This window comes from Streptomyces sp. NPDC050433 (genome assembly GCF_044458565.1).
In the GTDB taxonomy this organism is placed as follows: domain Bacteria; phylum Actinomycetota; class Actinomycetes; order Streptomycetales; family Streptomycetaceae; genus Streptomyces.
On the sequence record NZ_JBITIB010000005.1, the window covers coordinates 175,748 to 193,571 of the forward strand.

Here is a 17,824-nt window from a genome sequence, read left to right on the forward strand (position 1 = left end):
CTTCGCGGCACAACAGCAGCCGGCCCCTCACCACGTGGGGGACACCCAAGGAGGAGGGGCCGGTGCCTTGACCGCCGGCCTGGATCAGGCGGAGCAGGAGGTGGTGCTGGTGGTGCTGGAGCAGGTCGACGTCGAGGAGCAGGACGTGGAACCGGCGAGAACGACCTCGGACGCGTCCGAGTAGTCCGAGATCTCGAAGGTCTCCGACTCAAGCTCCAGGATCTCGTCGGCGAGGGTGGCGAGACCGGTCTTCGGGGTCATGGGGGTTCTCCTTCAGTTACCGGGGGCTTCACCGGCTTGTCCGGCAGCGCTCCCTTGCGGTGGCCTCATTCCACCTGTGCCCGCTGTCAGTTCGGCCCGGCTTTCACTGTCACATCGCTGACACCCCCTGTCAGCGGAACGTGTGTCCGGTGCGCGTGCCCTGCAGCACGCTCGGACCTCAAGCAAGGAGGTGAACGGCGCATGATCGACGCGCTGAACGAGGACACACCCCGAGCACTCACACCCGAGCCGCCACCGGAACCCGCGCCTCGGCCGGAATCAGCGTCTCCGTCCACGGACTCGGCCGATCCGGGCGGCCCCGCCAGTCCCACCGGCCCCGCCGCCGTACCGCGCGAGACCCTGCGCGCCGCCCTCGGGCTCTATCTCGACGTACACGCCCACCCGGAGCTGTCCGGCGCCGAAGCGCGCACCGCCGAGTGCTTCGCCGCCCACCTGGCGGGCGACGGCGCCTCGGTCACCCGTGGCGTCGGAGGCCACGGCGTCGTCGGCGTCCTGCGCAACGGCACCGGACCCACCCTCATGCTGCGCGCCGAACTGGACGCCCTGCCCATCGAGGAACGCACCGGCCTCGCGTACGCGAGCACCGTCCCCGGCACCATGCACGCCTGCGGCCACGACCTCCATCTCGCCTCCGCGGCAGGCGCGTTCACCCTGCTCGCGCAGTCGGCCGAGACCTGGAGCGGCACCGTCCTGGTCGTCGGCCAGCCCGCCGAGGAGACCCTGGAAGGCGCGGGCGCGATGCTCGCCGACGGGCTCTACGAGCGGTTCGGCACTCCCGACGTCGTCCTCGCCCAGCACACCGCGCCGCTGCCGGCCGGGTCACTCGCGCACGGCCGGGGCCCGATGCTGGCGGCGAGCGCCGCGCTGGACGTCGTCATCCACGGCTACGGCGGCCACGCCGGCACCCCGCAGCTGACCGTCGACCCTGTCGTGACCGCCGCCGCGACCGTTATGCGCCTGCAGACGGTGGTCTCCCGCGAGACAGCGCCGTCCGACCAGGTCGTCCTGACCGTCGGGTCCCTGCACGCGGGCAGTCGCGGCAATGTCGTCCCGGACGGAGCCGAGCTGAGCATCACCGTCCGTGCGGCCACCGACCAGGCCCGGGAACGGGCCGTGGCGGCGGCGATACGAATCGTACGAGCCGAGTGCGCGGCCTCCGGCTGCCCCAGGGATCCCGAGGTCACGGTCGTCTCCCGCTCCCCGGCCCTGCTGCCCGATCCGGCGACGACGGCGACCGTACGGGCCGCCCACGAGCGGGAGTTCGGCCCGCACCGGGTGGCCGAGTGGCCGGGCTCGATGGCCACCGAGGACTTCCCGAGCTTCGCCACCGAAGGGGTACGGACGGCATACTGGATGGTCGGTACGGCATCCCCGCGGCAGTGGCGCGAGGCGCGCGCGGCCGGCCGGCCGGTACCGCCCAACCACTCGGCGGAGTTCGCCCCCGACGTACGGACCGCCCTGCCGGCGGGGATCGCGGCCATGGCGACGGCCGCCAGGCAGCTGTTCAAGGAGACTCGTTGACCATGACGGCCCAGTGGCACGGGTACGCGCATGTGGCGAACGCCACCGGATATGTGGAGGTGGTGACGGTCCGTGAGGACAGCGCGGCCCCGTCAGCCGAGACGACCGTCATCCGGTTGCTGGGGCTGCTGCCGAGGCACTTGAGATGTGTCCCGGAGGTCGCGGAGGTCGCGGGGGACCAGGTGCGGCTGTGGATCGCGCGCGACGGCGCGACGACCGACACCGACATCCGCCGCGCGGTCCGGGCTGTCCTGGCGGACGCGGCGCTGTGGGGCTGGGCGGAGCAGAGCTGACCCGTTCCCTGCCGCCGCCGCTGTCAACTCCCCGTCAGATCCAGCCCCGTTCGCGGGCCAGCAGCGCGCCCTGCGCGCGGCTCGCGGCGCCGAGCGCCTGAAGCAGGTCGGCCACATGTCTCCGGTACGTACGGACCGAGATCCCCAAGTCGCGGGCGCCCGCCTCGTCCTTGCCCACCGTGCACATCGAGATCAGCACCTGCTGCTCGATCTCGCTGAGCCCCTCCACCGCGTCGGCGGACTCCTTCGTGACGGTCAGCAGATCGTCGGCCTGCGTCCAGATCTTCTCGAACAGGGCGATGATGTTGGAGACGAGCCCGCTCTTGTGGGCCAACAGCGCCCCCCGCGCGGTGTTCTGAGGGTCCACCGGGACCAGGGCCGTACGGCCGTCGTACACCAGGATCCGCTCCGTGATGTTGTCCGCGACCCGGATCTGCGCCCCGCGCTTGACCAGTTCGCGCAGATACTCACGGGTCGGCAGGTCGTCCAGCGCGGCGGCGAGCACCACATTGCGGATGCGCACCCCGCGCCGCAGACATCGCAGGTCCAGCGGGCGGGAGCGTTCGATGTTCGCGGCCGAGAGCTTCGTGTACGGCTCCACGGACAGGATCTCGTCACGTGCGAAGAAGGCAAGGTCGTCGATCCGGTTCCGTATCTCCGTCAGCCCCTCCAACTGCTCGATGCCCTGCACCGGGGGCAGTCGCGAGCCCTGCTCGGCGCGCAGACCGTCGACCAGATCACGGGCCTGCATGACCCGGCGCAACTCCTCGTGAAGCGCGTTCAGTCGAGCGTCGGTCAGCCGGGCCAGGGCCACACCGGGGTCGGCGGGGGAGACGCGGTGGTGACTGCTGTCGGGGTTCAGCAGGCCCAACTCCCGCAGCCGGTCGAGGCTTTGCTTGGCGTCGTCCTGTTCGGAGTGGACCAGGAGGTGGATGTCGTCCGCCGATGTATCGGGATTGCGGAGAAAGTGCCGGTAGATCTCTTCCTCGGTCGGAGAGACGCCGAAGACGGACATCTCGTTGTCGCCCAAGACTTGGCCTCCGCTACTGGATCAATTCACGCCGAGGACGGGTGGGGTGGCGCCGTCGGTGATGCGGTCCGCCGGGCTGGCCGCGAGGCTCGGAGGGGACCTTGGAGAGAGTAAAGGCAATGCCATGACTCTGTAACTGATCTTGCGAGGAACTGTGCCCTGGATATGGGGGAACCGAACGTGTCATGACCGGCCGCTTGCCGCCGGGTGGGCCGGAGGGTGAACTGGTCGCGGGTCCGGGTGACGTGAATATCGCCTACCGGAGGTCATATTCGGACAACTGGTGAAAGCGAACGCGTCGTGAGGCTTGTGTACGCGGGCGTGCTCTTGTGTGTCGACGGGTGTGCTCATGCGTGCGCGAGGCGACCGCGCCGGACCATCTGCCCCGCCGCTTCACCTGCCCCCTCACACCGCATTTCGAACATGCTGCGCCTACTGCTCCTGGTAATACAAGGGTGGCTTCCTCTTGTCGCGCCCGGTTCGACGGCCGGTTCGACCATAGCCCCCCAGGTCCTCGATTGACATGGCGCTGTCAGTACAGCAAATCTCGCGGAGCTCCGGGCGCGGCTCCGGGCACGGGCGGCGGCGTCGAGACCCAACTCACCTATCAGGGACGGTCGTTCACCGTCCCCACCGACTGGAACGTCATCGATCGCCAACGCCAGGGTCGGAGTGCCGGGCCTGCCTGTCATCGAGGTCTCGGGCCTCACCGCCACATCGACAAGCAGCTGCCCATCAAAGGCGGGCACGACCAAGCTCACACTGACCGTCGCGGGCACCCCGGTCACGATCCCGGACAACCCGAACCACACGATCGACCTGGGAGTGGCGAAACACGTCACCAACGAGCAGACGGAGAGACGACGGCCCACAACTGCACGACCTGACCACCCGAAGCACCGCAGCACCCCACTGTGCTCGCCGACCCCTCAGGGCCGGCGAGCGCAGCTCTGGCTCTACAAAGCGAGCCGCCGTCGCATGGCAACCGCCCGGCTGTCGTCGTACGGTCCGATGAGCCGCAGAGCCTCGGACCTGTGCGCCTCGGCCTCACCCACCGCCGAAGCCAACGCCTCCAGGGCCAGCGCCTCGTGCCACGGGTCCCCGAGGTCACGGTGGACGGCAGCTGCCCGGCGCTGGAAGTGGGCTGCCTCCTCCGATCTGCCGAGCGCCCGATACATCTCGCCGGTGCCGTTGGAGGTTCCCGACAGATCGTTGCGCGAGCTGTCGGGAACGTCTGGTGCACCGCTGTGCTCGTTGATGATGTGCTCCGGCTATGGGACTGGTGCGGGCAGGGGCGCGATTTCGCGGGCGAAGTACGAGGAGATGTCCTCGCCGATCTCGTAGAGCGATCGGAAGTACCGCTCCCAGGAATTGACGTGCTCCGGGTCGGTGAAGCGGATCGAGCCCATCGGGACCCCGGTGTCGCTGTAGATGACGTTGTAGAGGGTGTGGCCGCCAAGTACCACGATTTCCGGGAGTTGTTGTTTCTTCTCGGCCTCGGCCACCTGGTCCGCGGTGACGATTCGTACCCGGCTGCTGTTCAGCTCGCCATCTTGGACCAGCGAATGCATTTCCCATTGCACATACGGGGTGACGGGATACTCGACAATGCGCACCCGGTGGAATATGTACCGACGGCGCCTGTACTCCCGCGCGTTGGCCATGGCGGCGTCCCGTCGCCCGGCGAAGAGACGTAGTGCTTCCTGCCAGTCCCCGCGACGGAGCGCGTCCCTGCTGGGGCTGTTCTGCTCCTCGAAGTACTGTCGTCGCTCCAGCTTCCACGAGGCGCCGTCCTGGATCACCGCTTGACGTTCTCTGAAATCGCGCTTGTAGTCCTTGCTGACGAGGCGCTCACCCAGCTCGGGGGGTGATCGTCGGCACGTTCAGGTCAAGCATCCGGAATATCCCTCTTCGCGGCGCTGAGCATATTTCCGGGGATCACGACGAGGCGTTCGTCTGCTGCCAAGGAGACACCGGCAGGAAGACTCGCCGAATAATCCGCTGTGAGGTCTCGGCCGATGACCGCGATGTCGCCGTTGCTCAACTGCCAGATGTCCGGGCAGTCCTCTTCGTCTTGAGAATTTCCCAGCTCCTGCGCCGTCTTGCCGAGGCGCCGCTCGAATAACGCGGAAGGGTCTGCTTCCCAGGGACGGTTTTCACTCGTTACCTCCGGGTGAGAGGGTTCCAGCGGGCGGATGTCACAGATTCTATCGAGGTCGATTACGCACAGCAATGTCGTCCGCGGCGGCTTCTCGCCAACGTTCACGGCCCCCGACCACCCCACCGCCCGCCCCCACCCGTCCCGCGCGGCGTCCCTCCGTGCGGGGTCGTACGCTGGAGGCCCCCGGCCCGTGAGACGTGTCGGGTCCTTCGCGTTGCTCACCCGGTGCACCCTCCGCGCGCACCCCCACCCCCGGAACCGGACGGAAACACCCTTCATGAGCCTGCACGGTCTGCTCGACGCCGTTGTACGAGACCCGGCGCTCGGCGAAGCGGTCGGTGCCGCCGCCGATGGGCATCGGATGTATGTCGATCTCGTCGGGCCGCCCGCCGCCCGGCCCTTCGCGGTCGCCGCCCTTGCGCGCGACGCGGGCCGGCCCGTGCTCGCCGTCACCGCGACCGGGCGGGAGGCGGAGGATCTGGCCGCCGCGCTGCGGTCGCTGCTGCCCGCCGACTCCGTCGCGGAGTTCCCGTCCTGGGAGACGCTGCCGCACGAGCGCCTGTCGCCCCGCAGCGACACCGTCGGCCGCAGGCTCGCCGTGCTGCGCCGGCTCGCGCACCCGCGCGCCGACGACCCCGGCGCCGGGCCGGTCAGCGTCGTCGTCGCGCCCATCCGCTCCGTACTCCAGCCGCAGGTCAAGGGCCTCGGCGACCTGGAGCCGGTGTCGCTGCGGGGCGGTGGCACGGCGGACCTGAACGAGGTCACGCAGGCGCTGGCCGCCGCCGCGTACTCCCGCGTCGAACTGGTCGAGAAGCGCGGCGAGTTCGCCGTACGAGGCGGCATCCTGGACGTCTTCCCGCCCACCGAGGAGCACCCGCTTCGGGTGGAGTTCTGGGGCGACGACATCGAGGAGATCCGGTACTTCAAGGTCGCCGACCAGCGGTCGCTCGAAGTCGCCGAGCACGGACTGTGGGCGCCGCCCTGCCGTGAGCTGCTACTCACCCCGCAGGTGCGGGAGCGGGCAGCCGCCCTCGCCGAGGTGCACCCCGAGCTGGCCGACATGCTCGGCAAGATCTCCGAGGGCATCGCGGTCGAGGGCATGGAGGCCCTGGCCCCGGTCCTCGTCGACGACATGGAGCTGCTGCTCGACGTCCTGCCCAAGGGCTCCATGGCGCTGGTCTGCGACCCCGAGCGGGTCCGTACCCGCGCCGCCGACCTGGTCGCCACCAGCCAGGAATTCCTCCAGGCGTCCTGGGCGGCGGGAGCCGGCGGCGGCGAGGCGCCCATCGACGTCGGCGCGGCCTCGCTGTGGGGCATCGCGGACGTCCGCGACCGGGCGCGCGAGCTGGGCATGATGTGGTGGTCGGTGGCGCCGTTCGCCGCCGACGAGGAGCTGTCGGCGGACACCCTCAAGCTGGGCATGCGCGCCCCGGAGACGTACCGCGGCGACACCGCCCGCGCCCTCGCCGACACCAAGGGCTGGCTCGCCGACGGCTGGCGCGTCGTCTATGTCACGGAGGGCCACGGCACGGCCTCCCGTACGGTCGAGGTGCTGGGCGGGGAGGGCATCGCGGCCCGCCTCGACACCCCCGAGGCGCGCGGCGGCCAGGGTCTCGCCGAGATCACCCCGGCGCTCGTGCATGTCGCGTGCGGCTCGATCGAGTACGGCTTCGTGGACCCCGCGCTGGGGCTCGCCGTCCTCACCGAGACCGACCTGTCCGGCCAGAAGGCGGCGGGCAAGGACGGCGTACGGATGCCGACCAAGCGCCGCAAGACGATCGACCCGCTCACCCTGGAGCCGGGCGACTACATCGTCCACGAGCAGCACGGCGTCGGCCGGTACGTCGAGATGGTGCAGCGCACCGTCCAGGGCGCGACGCGCGAGTACCTGCTCGTCGAGTACGCCCCCGCCAAGCGCGGCCAGCCCGGCGACCGCCTCTACATCCCCACCGACCAGCTCGAACAGGTCACCAAGTACGTCGGCGGCGAGGCCCCCACCCTGCACCGGCTCGGCGGCGCCGACTGGACGAAGACCAAGCAGCGCGCCAAGAAGGCCGTCAAGGAGATCGCCGCCGACCTCATCAAGCTCTACTCGGCGCGGATGGCGGCGCCCGGCCACGCCTTCGGCCAGGACACCCCCTGGCAGCGGGAACTGGAGGACGCGTTCCCGTACGTGGAGACGCCCGACCAGCTCTCCACCATCGCCGAGGTCAAGGAGGACATGGAGAAGACGGTCCCGATGGACCGCCTGGTCTGCGGCGACGTCGGCTACGGCAAGACGGAGATCGCCGTGCGCGCCGCCTTCAAGGCCGTCCAGGACGGCAAGCAGGTCGCCGTCCTCGTCCCCACGACCCTGCTCGTGCAGCAGCACTTCGGCACCTTCTCCGAGCGGTACGCACAGTTCCCCGTCTCCGTGAAGGCCCTGTCCCGCTTCCAGAGCGACAGCGAGTCGAAGTCGACCCTCCAAGGGCTGCGCGAGGGATCGGTCGACATCGTCATCGGCACGCACCGCCTCTTCTCCGCCGAGACGAAGTTCAAGGACCTCGGCCTGGTCATCGTCGACGAGGAGCAGCGCTTCGGCGTCGAGCACAAGGAGCAGCTGAAGAAGCTCCGCGCCAACGTCGACGTGCTGACGATGTCCGCGACGCCGATCCCCCGCACCCTGGAGATGGCGGTGACCGGCATCCGCGAGATGTCGACCATCACCACGCCGCCCGAGGAGCGGCACCCGGTGCTGACCTTCGTCGGCCCGTACGAGGAGAAGCAGATCGGCGCGGCCATCCGCCGTGAACTGCTGCGCGAGGGCCAGGTCTTCTACATCCACAACCGCGTCGAGTCGATCGACCGCGCCACGGCCCGGCTGCGCCAGATCGTCCCGGAGGCGCGTATCGCGACCGCGCACGGTCAGATGTCCGAACAGGCCCTGGAACAGGTCGTGGTGGACTTCTGGGAGAAGAAGTTCGACGTCCTCGTCTCCACCACGATCGTGGAGTCCGGTATCGACATCGCCAACGCCAACACCCTCGTGGTGGAGCGCGGCGACAACTTCGGCCTCTCCCAACTGCACCAGCTGCGCGGCCGGGTGGGCCGCGGCCGGGAGCGCGGCTACGCGTACTTCCTCTACCCGCCGGAGAAGCCGCTCACCGAGACGGCCCACGAACGCCTCGCGACGATCGCCCAGCACACCGAGATGGGCGCCGGCATGTATGTCGCGATGAAGGACCTGGAGATCCGCGGCGCGGGCAATCTGCTCGGCGGCGAGCAGTCCGGGCACATCGCGGGCGTCGGCTTCGACCTGTACGTACGCATGGTCGGCGAGGCCGTCGCGGACTACCGCGCGGCCGTTGACGGCACGGTGCAGGAGGAGGCACCGCTGGAGGTCAAGATCGAGCTGCCGGTCGACGCGCATGTCCCGCACGACTACGCGCCCGGCGAGCGGCTGCGCCTCCAGGCGTACCGCGCGATCGCCTCCGCCAACTCGGAGGCCGACATCACCGCCGTACGCGAGGAGTTGACGGACCGTTACGGCAAGCTCCCCGAACCGGTCGAGAATCTGCTGCTGGTGGCGGGGCTGCGGATGCTGGCGCGCGCCCGCGGGGTCGGCGAGATCGTCCTCCAGGGCCCCAACATCCGCTTCGCGCCGGTGGAGTTGCGGGAGTCCCAGGAGCTGCGGCTGAAGCGGCTCCATCCCCGTACGGTGATCAAGCCGACGGCCCATCAGATCCTGGTGCCGCGCCCGACGTCGGGCAAGATCGGCGGCAAGCCGGTGGTGGGCCGCGAACTGCTGTCGTGGACGGGGGAGTTCCTGGCGACGATCCTGGGTTCGTGAACGCTTTCAGATATACGTCCCCGCGTACCGGCCGGTACGTCTCCGCGTACCGGCCCGATCACTCCAAGTCATCCCAGTTCCACGACGTAGAGTCAGTCCCGTCGGGCTCCCGCCCGAACCTGAACCGACCCTGGGCACCGCCGATCTCGATGAACTGGTCGAAGTGCCCCGCGCCAGGAAGCCGTTCGGCCAAGGTGGCGATCTGCGCGTGCGCGTCAGCCTTCCGCAGAGCTGTCAGCAGCTCGGCCACGGCGTGCGAACCGTTCAGGAAGGCGTCGTTGACGGCGCGTGTCGCCAGATCGGTGAGTTGATCGTCCGCCCCGGCCTTCCGGAGCACATCCAGTAGCAGGGCGACGTGGTACAGGTTGTCCAGGTCGACCTCGGCAGCGGGGGCGCGGTCCAGCAGGATGTCGACCGCTCCCCCCGTGTCGGCCTCCCGAAGTGCTTCCAACATCCTTGCCACGGCGTCCGCACTGTGGCGGGAGCCGAGCGCGAGGGCGTTGGCCGTGCGGGCGGCGAGGGCGCCGGCGGCATCCTCGGCTCCGACCGACTTCATCGCACGCAGCAGCCAGTGGACGGTGCTCGGATCGGTGAGGGAGGGGATCTCGACGTCGGCCCGCCGCGCCAGGGCGATCGCCTGGTCCCGCTCCTCGACTTCCCGCAGAACGTCCAGCAGCCCGGCCACGTTGCCCGGTTTCCTCACGGAGACCTCGGCTGCGGCCTTCTTCGCCAGGGTGGTGACCTGCTGCGGCGTCCCGTACTTCCGCAACTCACCCAGCAGGTGGGCCACCTCGGACACGATGTCCGCGCAGACGGCGACGGTGGCCCGTCCCACCAGGGTGTCGAACTGGTCCGTCTCCCCGGCCTCCCACAACGCGCGCAGCAGGTCGGCCACGGCATACACGTGGCCCGCGTCGACCTGGGTGGCCGGGTCGCGATCGAGCAGGGCCGTGATCTGTGCGCGTGCCAGGTCGGCGAGCCGCGGATCCTCCTCGGTCTCCCGTAACGCGTCCAGCAGCCAGGCCACGTCGTAGGCATCGTCCAGGGGGCCCTTGGTCGCGGGACAGCGCTTCAGCAGCGTGGTGATCTGTGCGCGTGCCAGGTCGGCGAAGTGCGGGTCCTCTCCGGCCTCCCGTAGCGCCCGCAACAGCCAGGCCACGTCGCCGAGGCGGTTCCTGAAGACCTTGGTGGCGGGGTCGCGGTCCAGCAACGCGGTGACCTGATCCTTCTCTCCCGCGTCCCGCAGCACATACAGCAGCCCGGCCACGTTGCCCGGTTTCCTCACGGAGACCTCGGCTGCGGCCTTCTTCGCCAGGGCGGTGACCTGCTGCGGAGTCCCGTACGTGGTCAGCGCCTTCAGCATCTCGCCCACGGCTTCAAGGTTGTTCAGGCGGACGGCGCGGACCGCGCGGCCCAACAGGACGGTCATCTGCTCGCGTACGGGGGCGGCGATCTCGGGTACCTCTCCGGCCCGCCGCAGCGCCACCAGCAGATAGTCCAGCCGCTCGGCCACGTTGTCCGGGTCCTCGGGGCCGTCTTCGTCATCCGGGTCTCCGAGGCGGACCTCGCGGACGGCGCGCCTCGCCAGGAGGGCCACCTGCTCGGTCTCTCCGGCCTCCCGCAGCGCGTCCAGCAGCATGCCCGCGTCGACCGGCGCGTGCAGCGAGGCGTTGTCGGCGGCATGCTTCGCCAGGGCGGTGATCTGCTCCGTCTCTCCGGCGTCCCGCAGCACTTCAAGCACTCTGGTCACTTCGTACAGGTCGTCCAGGGGAAACGGGTTGTCGTCCTGGGAGGTCTCGGCGGCGGGGTGCCGTTCCAGCAGGGCGATGACGCTTTCCTCCGCTCCGGCCTCCCGCAGGGTGTCCAGCAGCCTGGCCTTGGCGTGCGGGTCGTCCGAGCGGAACGCGGCAGCAGCCCACTCGGCGGGGCGGTGGTCGTCGGGGTGCAGGGCATGGAGGCGCCGGACGAGGTCGATCGCGGCCTGCGGGTGGCCCTGGGCGGCGGCGTGCTTGAGGAGTTGGGCGGCGTCGCGATACAGCCCGCGATTCCAGGCGGCGTGCCCGAGTTCGGCCAGGTCGGAGCGGGGCGCGTGCCGGGCCGCCGTGGTCCAGAAGCCGACGGGCGGGATCTCTTCGGCACGGGAGCGGCGGCCGTCCTGGTCGAGATGGTCGGCCAGTCGGTACAACTCCCCCTGGCCGGCCGGGGCGCCGGAGCCCGCGGTGGCGTGTGTGCGCTGATTGCGGGGTGTCCCGACGGCGGTGAGAATGCCCGGAATGCCGTTGCACGGGGCGGTGACATAGCCGAGGGCTTCGGTCTGCCAGCCCTCGTCGGGCACGTCGACGCGGACAGCTTCGGGATAGTGCGGGGCAGCCGCCGTGAGCCAGGCCAGGGGAAGATGCGCTCCGGCGCCGAGGCGGCGGGCGTCCATGGCGGCCTGGACGAGCGCCCGAGAGGCGGGCGGTGCCATCTCGTAACGGCTCCTCAGGAGCGGCACCCCGGCCAGGTACTGAGTGACCTGGCCGTCCGGGGCCGCGTCGGCGGCTTCCCGGAGCCGGGGATCGTCGTCCGTTGCTCTCAGTGCGGCCAGATCGGGCCCGGTGAAGGCATCCGGTACATGAATCCTGTGGTGCTCCAGCAGCTTGTGGGCGTGGCGGTGCGCGTCCGGGGCGCGGGGATCCGTCAGGGCGCGCAAGTGAGCGGGCCACAAGGTGGCCAGGATCAGCACCGGCCCCCGTGCCTGGTCGCGCAACAGCTTTCGAAGGTCTGCGGCGACTGTCTCACCGTCCCCGCCCGCCAGGTAGGACTGGGCCTCGTCCAGCCACACCACTGTGTACGGGGCGAGACGGGTCAGTTCGGCCTGAGCGGCACCGGCATGGGCCGGGTAGAGGGGATGCCACAGCCGCCACGGCTCCTTCCGCTCGCGCAGTGGGTTGAGGGCTTCCCAGCAGGCACGAGTTTTGCCTGTGGAGGATCCGCCCACCAGCACGGCGATCGCGCTGGTTCCGTCGGCGGCCCCGGCCACCACCTCGGCCAGTCGACGGTCGTGGTCGCGCGGCACGTACCGCGGCAGCAACGGCAGTCCGTGAGCCGCTGACCCGATCGACTCGTGCACCTGTAGTTGCAACGCGTCGGTCACCTCCGCCAGTGGCGGACCGGGCCACAGGCGCTCCCGCACCTTTCGGGCCTGAGCGGCTTCGACGGCGGAACGGGTGCCGTCCGCGCGTCGGCCGGTCACGGCTGCGTAGACGTCGTTCCACCGCTTCTTGTGCAGCACAGCTTCCTGTTCCGCACTGAGCGGCTTGTTGCCCTTCTTGACCTGATCCTCCACCGCCTCCACCAGATCGAGCAGTTGTTCGATCCTCTGGGGAAACCGTTCAGCGCGTAACCATGCCCCGATGGTGCTCGGACTTACCCCCACGGTCGGCGTGGCACCGGCGCGCCGTTCCGCCCCGCGTACCTGTGCTGCCAGCTTGCGGTCGGAGAGTTCACCGCCCCGTGGACCTCGGCGCCACTTGGTCAGCTCGCCGACGAACTCCTCGATGAGCTTGGCGTACTCCGGTTCCCTTTCCGCCAGTTTCGACACCGCGACTCCCCTTCCAGGCCCGTGCCCCGGTGTCCAACACCCCCTGGGCACCGAGTTGGACGCACCGTCCGCCACGCCGGGAACGTAGCGCCTACCAGCCCGCTTCAGAACAGAAGTGTCCAACCCGCAACAGACTCCTGCGGGACGGCGTCCGGAACAGACAGCGTCGGCCTCAGTCCGCACGACTCGATAACCCGATGCGGTGCCCGGAGAGCAGGAGGATGCCCACCATGTCCCGACCGAACTCAAAACGCCCCCGCGGAAAGCGGCCAACCAGGCGGAGGGAGCCGGCGAAGCCGGAGTCCCGGAGGAGCGCGTACCTGCGCCGCGTGCCCGCCGCACTCCTGCTCGCCGCCGGCGTCATCTGCTTCGCTGTCGGAGCCTTCGAGCCGTCGGGCGTCCTGTGCACGTGCGGGTTCACTCTGCTGACACCAGAACTCGCCGCCAAATCGCCGAGCTGAGCTTCCGCTGGTGGCGGGGATGCGGCTCAAGCGCCCCATCCCCGAACTGCTGTCGTGGACGGGGGAGTTCCTGGCGACGATCCTGGGTTCGTGAACGCTTTCAGATGTACGTCCCCGCGTACCGCCCGCCCGCCCTTGGCCGCGCGCCCCCTCCTCCCTCTGCTTGTCGTGGCGTGCGCAGCCTCGCTGCTCGCGGGGTGCGACGCCGTCGATTCCGCCGATACGGACGGCAGCGCGCCGGACGGGCGGGCGACCAGCCCGCTCAAGAACACGGACGGCACCGCGCCCGGCCTCGCGCCCCTCACCACGGGCGCGGAGAAGGCGGCGGCCCGCGAGCTCGTCGGCGAGCTGGAGGTGAAGGGGCGCGGGCCCAAGACCGGTTACGACCGGGACGAGTTCGGCTACGCGTGGATGGACACGGCCGATGGCGTCCCGTTCGCGGGCAACGGCTGTGACACCCGCAACGACCTGCTGAAACGCGACGGCCAGGACATCGAGTTCAAGTCCGGCTCCGACTGCGTGATCGTCTCGATGACGCTGCACGACCCGTACACCGGCAAGTCCATCGCCTGGAAGAAGAAGCAGGCGACCGCCGTCCAGATAGACCATGTGGTGCCGTTGTCGTACAGCTGGCAGCTGGGTTCGGCGCGCTGGCCGGAGAGCAAGCGCGAGCGGTTCGCGAACGACGCGCTGAATCTGATCCCGGTCGAGGGGCGCGCCAACAGCGCCAAGGGGGACTCCGGCCCCGCGTCCTGGCTGCCGCCGAGCAGAGAGATCAGGTGTGCCTACGCGGTCCGCTTCGCGCAGGCGGCCCTCAGCTACGACATGCCGGTGACGGCCCCGGACAAACAGATGATGCTGCGGCAGTGCGGTGCGACGTGAACGACGTGAACGGTGAGAGGACCCCGGTGGTGCCGCCGGGGTCCTCGGCCGTCAGCCGTGCTGCTTGGCCCGGCGGCCCCGGTTGAAGACCATCGCGCCACTGGCGAAGACGACTGCCCCCAGGCCCGCCACTACCGCGGGCACGGCGACGGCCGATTCGTTGCTGGAGGCTGCCAGCTTCTCACCGGCCGCGGCCTGTTCGGTGTGTCCGGCGGCGTGGATCGGGTCGGCCTTGGTGTTCTCGACGTCCGCCCCGAGCGCCTCGACCTCGGCGGCCGACCGCTCGCCGCCCGCCAGACCGGTGACCTCACCGCTGCCGCCGTCGAAGACGACATCGGAGCAGGAGAAGAAGTTCTCCTGGCTGTCCGAACGGATCCACTGGACGAAGAGCATGTGCTGACCGCTCCGTTGCGGTAACTGGAGGTTCCAGTAGTAGTGGCCTCCCTCCGTGCCCACACCACCGTTCTGCGGCGGGTTGGTCACCGTCTGAAGGTGCTCCAGGTCGCCCCACGCGAGGGCCTTGGTCGGGCTCCACCCGCTCTTGGTGAGGTACACCTCGAACTTGCCCGGATGGGCGGCCCAGTTGCTGTACTTGAGCTGGATGTTCGCGCCCGAGGTCAGGTGCGTCTTCGGCCAGTCGGTGCGGACCGCGTTGTACGCGGAGAAGTTGTACGGGCTGCGGTCGCCCGCGCTGCACAGCTTCCCGTCCGGGACGTAACCCGCGCCCCTGCCACCGGCGTTGGAGTCCAGAACGGCGAACCAGTTGTACAGCGGGGTGGTACCGGTCTGCCGGACCGCGTCGGCGCAGGCGGGGTTGGACGGCATCTGGGTCGAGCCGTTCTGGAGCAGGTCCTTGTAGCACAGGTTGGTCCGCGAGCCGGGCATGATGCTGACGCCGTGCGCCGATGCCGGGGACGGCACGGACAGCACCGCGGCGACAACGCCCGCGGCCCCGGCTAGGGCCAGCGTGCGCCGGGCACGGACCGAGTTGATGGCCATGAGTTGGTCTCCTTCGTGAAGGTTCTCTTTCGAGCACTGACCGATCGGCCGGGACCTGTCGTGGGCGTCGCCCCATGCTGCGGGAGCCGACCGTTCGGGCCCGGCGATCGACCTGACAGAGGGTCTGGCGTGGATGGTGGGGGTTGATGGGGGGTGATGGGAGCGCTCCCATCGGCAACGTAGCGCGCGGGGGTGGACTAGTAAATGGCCTCGTCGCGTCCAAGCATTGACAGGTCTTGGTCAAGGCTTGACGATGGGAGCGCTCCCATCGTTAAGAACGTGCAACTGAACCGGGCAAAGCGCACGTCTTCCCCCCTAGGGGTGAAGATCCCAATCCTCCGGAGGTAGTTCGCACATGACACCCCTCACCACCTCAGTCGCCTTACCCCAACGACGAGTCCGCCGCGGCCTGGTCGCTCTCACCGTCGGCGCGATGCTGCTCACCGGCGGCGCGGTCACCCAGCTCACCACCACCCCCGCCTCCGCGTCCGCAAAGGCCTCCGCAAAGGCCGCCGCCCGCGTGGACAACCCGTACGCGGGTGCCAAGGTGTACGTGAACCCGCTGTGGTCCGCGAAGGCCGCGGCCGAACCCGGCGGCAGCAGGATCTCCAACCAGCCCACCGCCGTGTGGCTCGACCGCATCGCCGCGATCAAGGGTGTGGCCGGCGGAATGGGCCTGGAGGCCCACCTCAACAGGGCCGTCAGCCAGGGCGCGCAGACGATCCAGCTGGTCATCTACAACTTGCCCGGCCGTGACTGTTCCGCCCTCGCCTCGAACGGCGAGCTCGGCCAGACGGATCTCCCCCGGTACAAGAGCGAGTACATCGACCCGATCGCGGCGATCCTGGCCAAGCCGGCCTACGCCAACCTGCGCATCGTGAACATCGTCGAGATCGACTCGCTGCCGAACCTGGTCACCAACGTCTCGCCCCGCCCGACCGCGGTCCCGAACTGCGACACGATGAAGGCGAACGGAAACTACGTCAAGGGTGTCGGCTACGCGCTGGCCAAGCTGGGCGCGATCCCGAACGCGTACAACTACGTCGACGCGGGTCACCACGGCTGGATCGGCTGGGACGACAACTTCAACGCCTCCGCGAAGCAGATCGCCGAGGCCGCGAAGGCCGAGGGCAGCACACTGGCCAACGTGCACGGCTTCATCGCCAACACCGCGAACTACGGCGCCACCACGGAGCCGTTCTTCAAGATCGGCGATACCGCCAACGACGGTCCGATCCGCGAAAAGTCCAAGTGGATCGACTGGAACCGCTACGTGGACGAGCAGTCGTTCGCCCAGGCGTTCCGCACCGAGGTCCAGAAGGAAGGCTTCTCCTCGGACGTCGGCATGCTGATCGACACCTCCCGCAACGGCTGGGGCGGAGCGGCCCGGCCGACCGCCGCGGGCCCGAAGACCACCTCGGACACGTACGTCAACGGAGGCCGCACCGACCGCCGGATCCACCTGGGCAACTGGTGCAACCAGAAGGGCGCCGGTCTCGGCGCACGGCCCCAGGCGGCCCCGGCACCCGGTATCGACGCGTACGTCTGGGTCAAGCCCCCGGGTGAGTCGGACGGCGCCAGCAAGGTGATCGAGAACGACGAGGGCAAGGGCTTCGACCGGATGTGCGACCCGACGTACACCGGTAACCCCCTCAACGGGAACAACATGTCCGGCGCCCTGCCGGACGCGCCGCTCTCCGGCCACTGGTTCCCGGCCCAGTTCCAGGAGCTCATGAGGAACGCCTACCCGGCGCTCTGACCGACGCCCTGAGCAGTTGCGATATCCGTATCGCGGCGTGAAAGCGGGCGGGTGCGGGCCCGGTCTCCGACTTGGCCCACACCCTTCCCGAGCCGACGGCCTCCCCGTCCCGGAGGCCGTACCAAATCAGTGGGGCGCCGGGCCGCATGCCGTTAACGTGCCCGTATGGAACTGACCGTCACCACCCTCGCCGAACGTCCCGATCTCGTCGGTCCGATGTGGCGGATGCTCGACACCTGGCCCGCCTTCATGCTCCACGACCCGGTGGGCTGGGCGAACATCGGCCGGATCGTCGCCGAGCTGCCCGAGTACGTCCTCGTCGGCACCGACGAGGAAGGGACCGTCGTGGCCCGCGCCTTCAGCGTCCCCTTCCAACTCCACACCGAGGGGCGCGAGACGTTGCCGGCCACCGGCTGGGACCAGGAACTCCTGTGGGCGTTCTCCGATCTGCGCCACGGCAGGAAGCCCGACACCGTCGGCGCCGTCGAGATCACGGTCGCCACCGGCCGGCAGGGGCAGGGCCTGTCCGGCAAGATGCTGGCGGCGATGCGCGCGAACGCCGGAAGCCGCGGTTTCGCCGAACTCTTCGCTCCGGTGCGGCCCAGCGCCAAGCACGAGGAGCCGCACACCGCGATGGACGAGTACGCGTTCCGCGTGCGGGACGAGGACGGGCTGCCGTACGACCCCTGGCTGCGCGTCCACGTCCGCGCGGGCGGCGTCATCGAGTCGGTGGCGCCCGCCTCCATGACGATCTCCGGATCGGTCGCCCAGTGGCGCGAGTGGACGGGGCTCCCGTTCGACACCGACGGGCCCGTCGTCGTACCCGAAGCGCTCGTGCCCGTGCACTGCGAGGCCGCACGCGGATACGGTGTCTACGTCGAACCCAACGTGTGGGTGCGCCACCGGATCTGAGCGATGAGGGACAGGTACGGGGGCAGGGGGATCCACGCGACGGGGTTCGGCGGCGGTGCCGCTGTATACCCTCGGTACGCTTTCGCAGACGTCCCCCTGGCCTGTCAGGAGC

Annotated in this window: 14 protein-coding genes; 8 read left to right on the top strand and 6 right to left on the bottom strand. The window is 69.6% G+C overall.

Features of this window, described 5'->3' with window-relative positions:
* Positions 1 to 84 precede the first annotated feature (84 nt).
* Complete coding sequence (locus tag ACIBLA_RS08765) at positions 85 to 261, bottom strand: thiazolylpeptide-type bacteriocin (protein ID WP_363243212.1); 177 nt, start codon at positions 259 to 261, stop codon at positions 85 to 87.
* Positions 262 to 462: 201 nt separating this feature from the next.
* On the opposite strand from ACIBLA_RS08765, the gene ACIBLA_RS08770 reads away from it, so the two are divergent.
* Both ACIBLA_RS08770 and ACIBLA_RS08775 read left to right on the top strand, forming a co-directional pair.
* Positions 463 to 1,803: an amidohydrolase gene (locus tag ACIBLA_RS08770; protein ID WP_399198177.1), complete on the top strand. Its 1,341-nt coding sequence runs from the start codon at positions 463 to 465 to the stop codon at positions 1,801 to 1,803.
* 2 nt (positions 1,804 to 1,805) lie between these two features.
* Positions 1,806 to 2,096 carry a hypothetical protein gene (locus ACIBLA_RS08775; RefSeq protein WP_399198178.1) on the top strand — a complete coding sequence of 97 codons (291 nt, stop codon included), beginning with the start codon at positions 1,806 to 1,808 and terminating at the stop codon, positions 2,094 to 2,096.
* A 34-nt stretch (positions 2,097 to 2,130) separates the two neighbouring features.
* Here the strand turns inward: ACIBLA_RS08775 and ACIBLA_RS08780 are convergent, their stop codons facing one another.
* A complete protein-coding gene (locus ACIBLA_RS08780; protein WP_399198179.1) occupies positions 2,131 to 3,126 on the bottom strand; it encodes a helix-turn-helix transcriptional regulator in 996 nt (331 codons plus the stop codon).
* 606 nt (positions 3,127 to 3,732) lie between these two features.
* On the opposite strand from ACIBLA_RS08780, the gene ACIBLA_RS08785 reads away from it, so the two are divergent.
* A complete protein-coding gene (locus tag ACIBLA_RS08785; RefSeq protein WP_399198243.1) occupies positions 3,733 to 4,470 on the top strand; it encodes a choice-of-anchor P family protein in 738 nt (245 codons plus the stop codon).
* Here ACIBLA_RS08785 and ACIBLA_RS08790 read toward each other — a convergent pair.
* Both ACIBLA_RS08790 and ACIBLA_RS08795 read right to left on the bottom strand, forming a co-directional pair.
* A complete protein-coding gene (locus tag ACIBLA_RS08790) occupies positions 4,398 to 4,928 on the bottom strand; it encodes a DUF6879 family protein (RefSeq protein ID WP_399198180.1) in 531 nt (176 codons plus the stop codon). The genes ACIBLA_RS08785 and ACIBLA_RS08790 overlap by 73 nt on opposite strands.
* 86 nt (positions 4,929 to 5,014) lie before the next feature.
* Positions 5,015 to 5,314: a hypothetical protein gene (locus ACIBLA_RS08795; protein ID WP_399198244.1), complete on the bottom strand. Its 300-nt coding sequence runs from the start codon at positions 5,312 to 5,314 to the stop codon at positions 5,015 to 5,017.
* A gap of 250 nt (positions 5,315 to 5,564) precedes the next feature.
* Here ACIBLA_RS08795 and mfd point away from each other — a divergent pair, with 250 nt between their 5' ends.
* Positions 5,565 to 9,116: a transcription-repair coupling factor gene (gene mfd, locus ACIBLA_RS08800; protein ID WP_399198181.1), complete on the top strand. Its 3,552-nt coding sequence runs from the start codon at positions 5,565 to 5,567 to the stop codon at positions 9,114 to 9,116.
* A gap of 58 nt (positions 9,117 to 9,174) precedes the next feature.
* Here mfd and ACIBLA_RS08805 read toward each other — a convergent pair whose 3' ends face one another.
* Positions 9,175 to 12,699, bottom strand: a complete 3,525-nt coding sequence (locus ACIBLA_RS08805) for a hypothetical protein (protein ID WP_399198182.1) — start codon at positions 12,697 to 12,699, stop codon at positions 9,175 to 9,177.
* Between the two features lie 329 nt (positions 12,700 to 13,028).
* On the opposite strand from ACIBLA_RS08805, the gene ACIBLA_RS08810 reads away from it, so the two are divergent.
* Together ACIBLA_RS08810 and ACIBLA_RS08815 are read left to right on the top strand one after the other, a co-directional pair.
* Positions 13,029 to 13,160: a hypothetical protein gene (locus tag ACIBLA_RS08810; RefSeq protein ID WP_399198183.1), complete on the top strand. Its 132-nt coding sequence runs from the start codon at positions 13,029 to 13,031 to the stop codon at positions 13,158 to 13,160.
* A 159-nt stretch (positions 13,161 to 13,319) separates the two neighbouring features.
* Positions 13,320 to 14,042, top strand: a complete 723-nt coding sequence (locus ACIBLA_RS08815; protein WP_399198245.1) for an HNH endonuclease family protein — start codon at positions 13,320 to 13,322, stop codon at positions 14,040 to 14,042.
* 51 nt (positions 14,043 to 14,093) lie between these two features.
* Here ACIBLA_RS08815 and ACIBLA_RS08820 read toward each other — a convergent pair whose 3' ends face one another.
* On the bottom strand, positions 14,094 to 15,041 hold the full coding sequence (locus ACIBLA_RS08820) for a lytic polysaccharide monooxygenase (protein ID WP_363243206.1): 948 nt from the start codon (positions 15,039 to 15,041) through the stop codon (positions 14,094 to 14,096).
* Positions 15,042 to 15,396: 355 nt separating this feature from the next.
* Between ACIBLA_RS08820 and ACIBLA_RS08825 the strand changes: the two genes are divergently transcribed.
* Together ACIBLA_RS08825 and ACIBLA_RS08830 are read left to right on the top strand one after the other, a co-directional pair.
* Positions 15,397 to 16,800 (top strand): glycoside hydrolase family 6 protein, encoded by a 1,404-nt coding sequence (locus ACIBLA_RS08825; protein ID WP_399198184.1) that lies wholly within the window; start codon positions 15,397 to 15,399, stop codon positions 16,798 to 16,800.
* Positions 16,801 to 16,965: 165 nt separating this feature from the next.
* Positions 16,966 to 17,712, top strand: coding sequence for an N-acetyltransferase (locus ACIBLA_RS08830; protein ID WP_399198185.1), 747 nt, complete (start codon positions 16,966 to 16,968; stop codon positions 17,710 to 17,712).
* Positions 17,713 to 17,824: the final 112 nt, after the last annotated feature.

Excerpts from the sequence above, each read along its gene's own strand:
- ACIBLA_RS08830 (WP_399198185.1), top strand. The coding sequence starts at position 16,966 with ATGGAACTGACCGTCACCACCCTCGCCGAACGTCCCGATCTCGTCGGT.
- ACIBLA_RS08770 (WP_399198177.1), top strand. The coding sequence starts at position 463 with ATGATCGACGCGCTGAACGAGGACACACCCCGAGCACTCACACCCGAG.
- mfd (WP_399198181.1), top strand. The coding sequence starts at position 5,565 with ATGAGCCTGCACGGTCTGCTCGACGCCGTTGTACGAGACCCGGCGCTC.
- ACIBLA_RS08765 (WP_363243212.1), bottom strand. The coding sequence starts at position 261 with ATGACCCCGAAGACCGGTCTCGCCACCCTCGCCGACGAGATCCTGGAG.
- ACIBLA_RS08825 (WP_399198184.1), top strand. The coding sequence starts at position 15,397 with ATGACACCCCTCACCACCTCAGTCGCCTTACCCCAACGACGAGTCCGC.
- ACIBLA_RS08820 (WP_363243206.1), bottom strand. The coding sequence starts at position 15,041 with ATGGCCATCAACTCGGTCCGTGCCCGGCGCACGCTGGCCCTAGCCGGG.
- ACIBLA_RS08775 (WP_399198178.1), top strand. The coding sequence starts at position 1,806 with ATGACGGCCCAGTGGCACGGGTACGCGCATGTGGCGAACGCCACCGGA.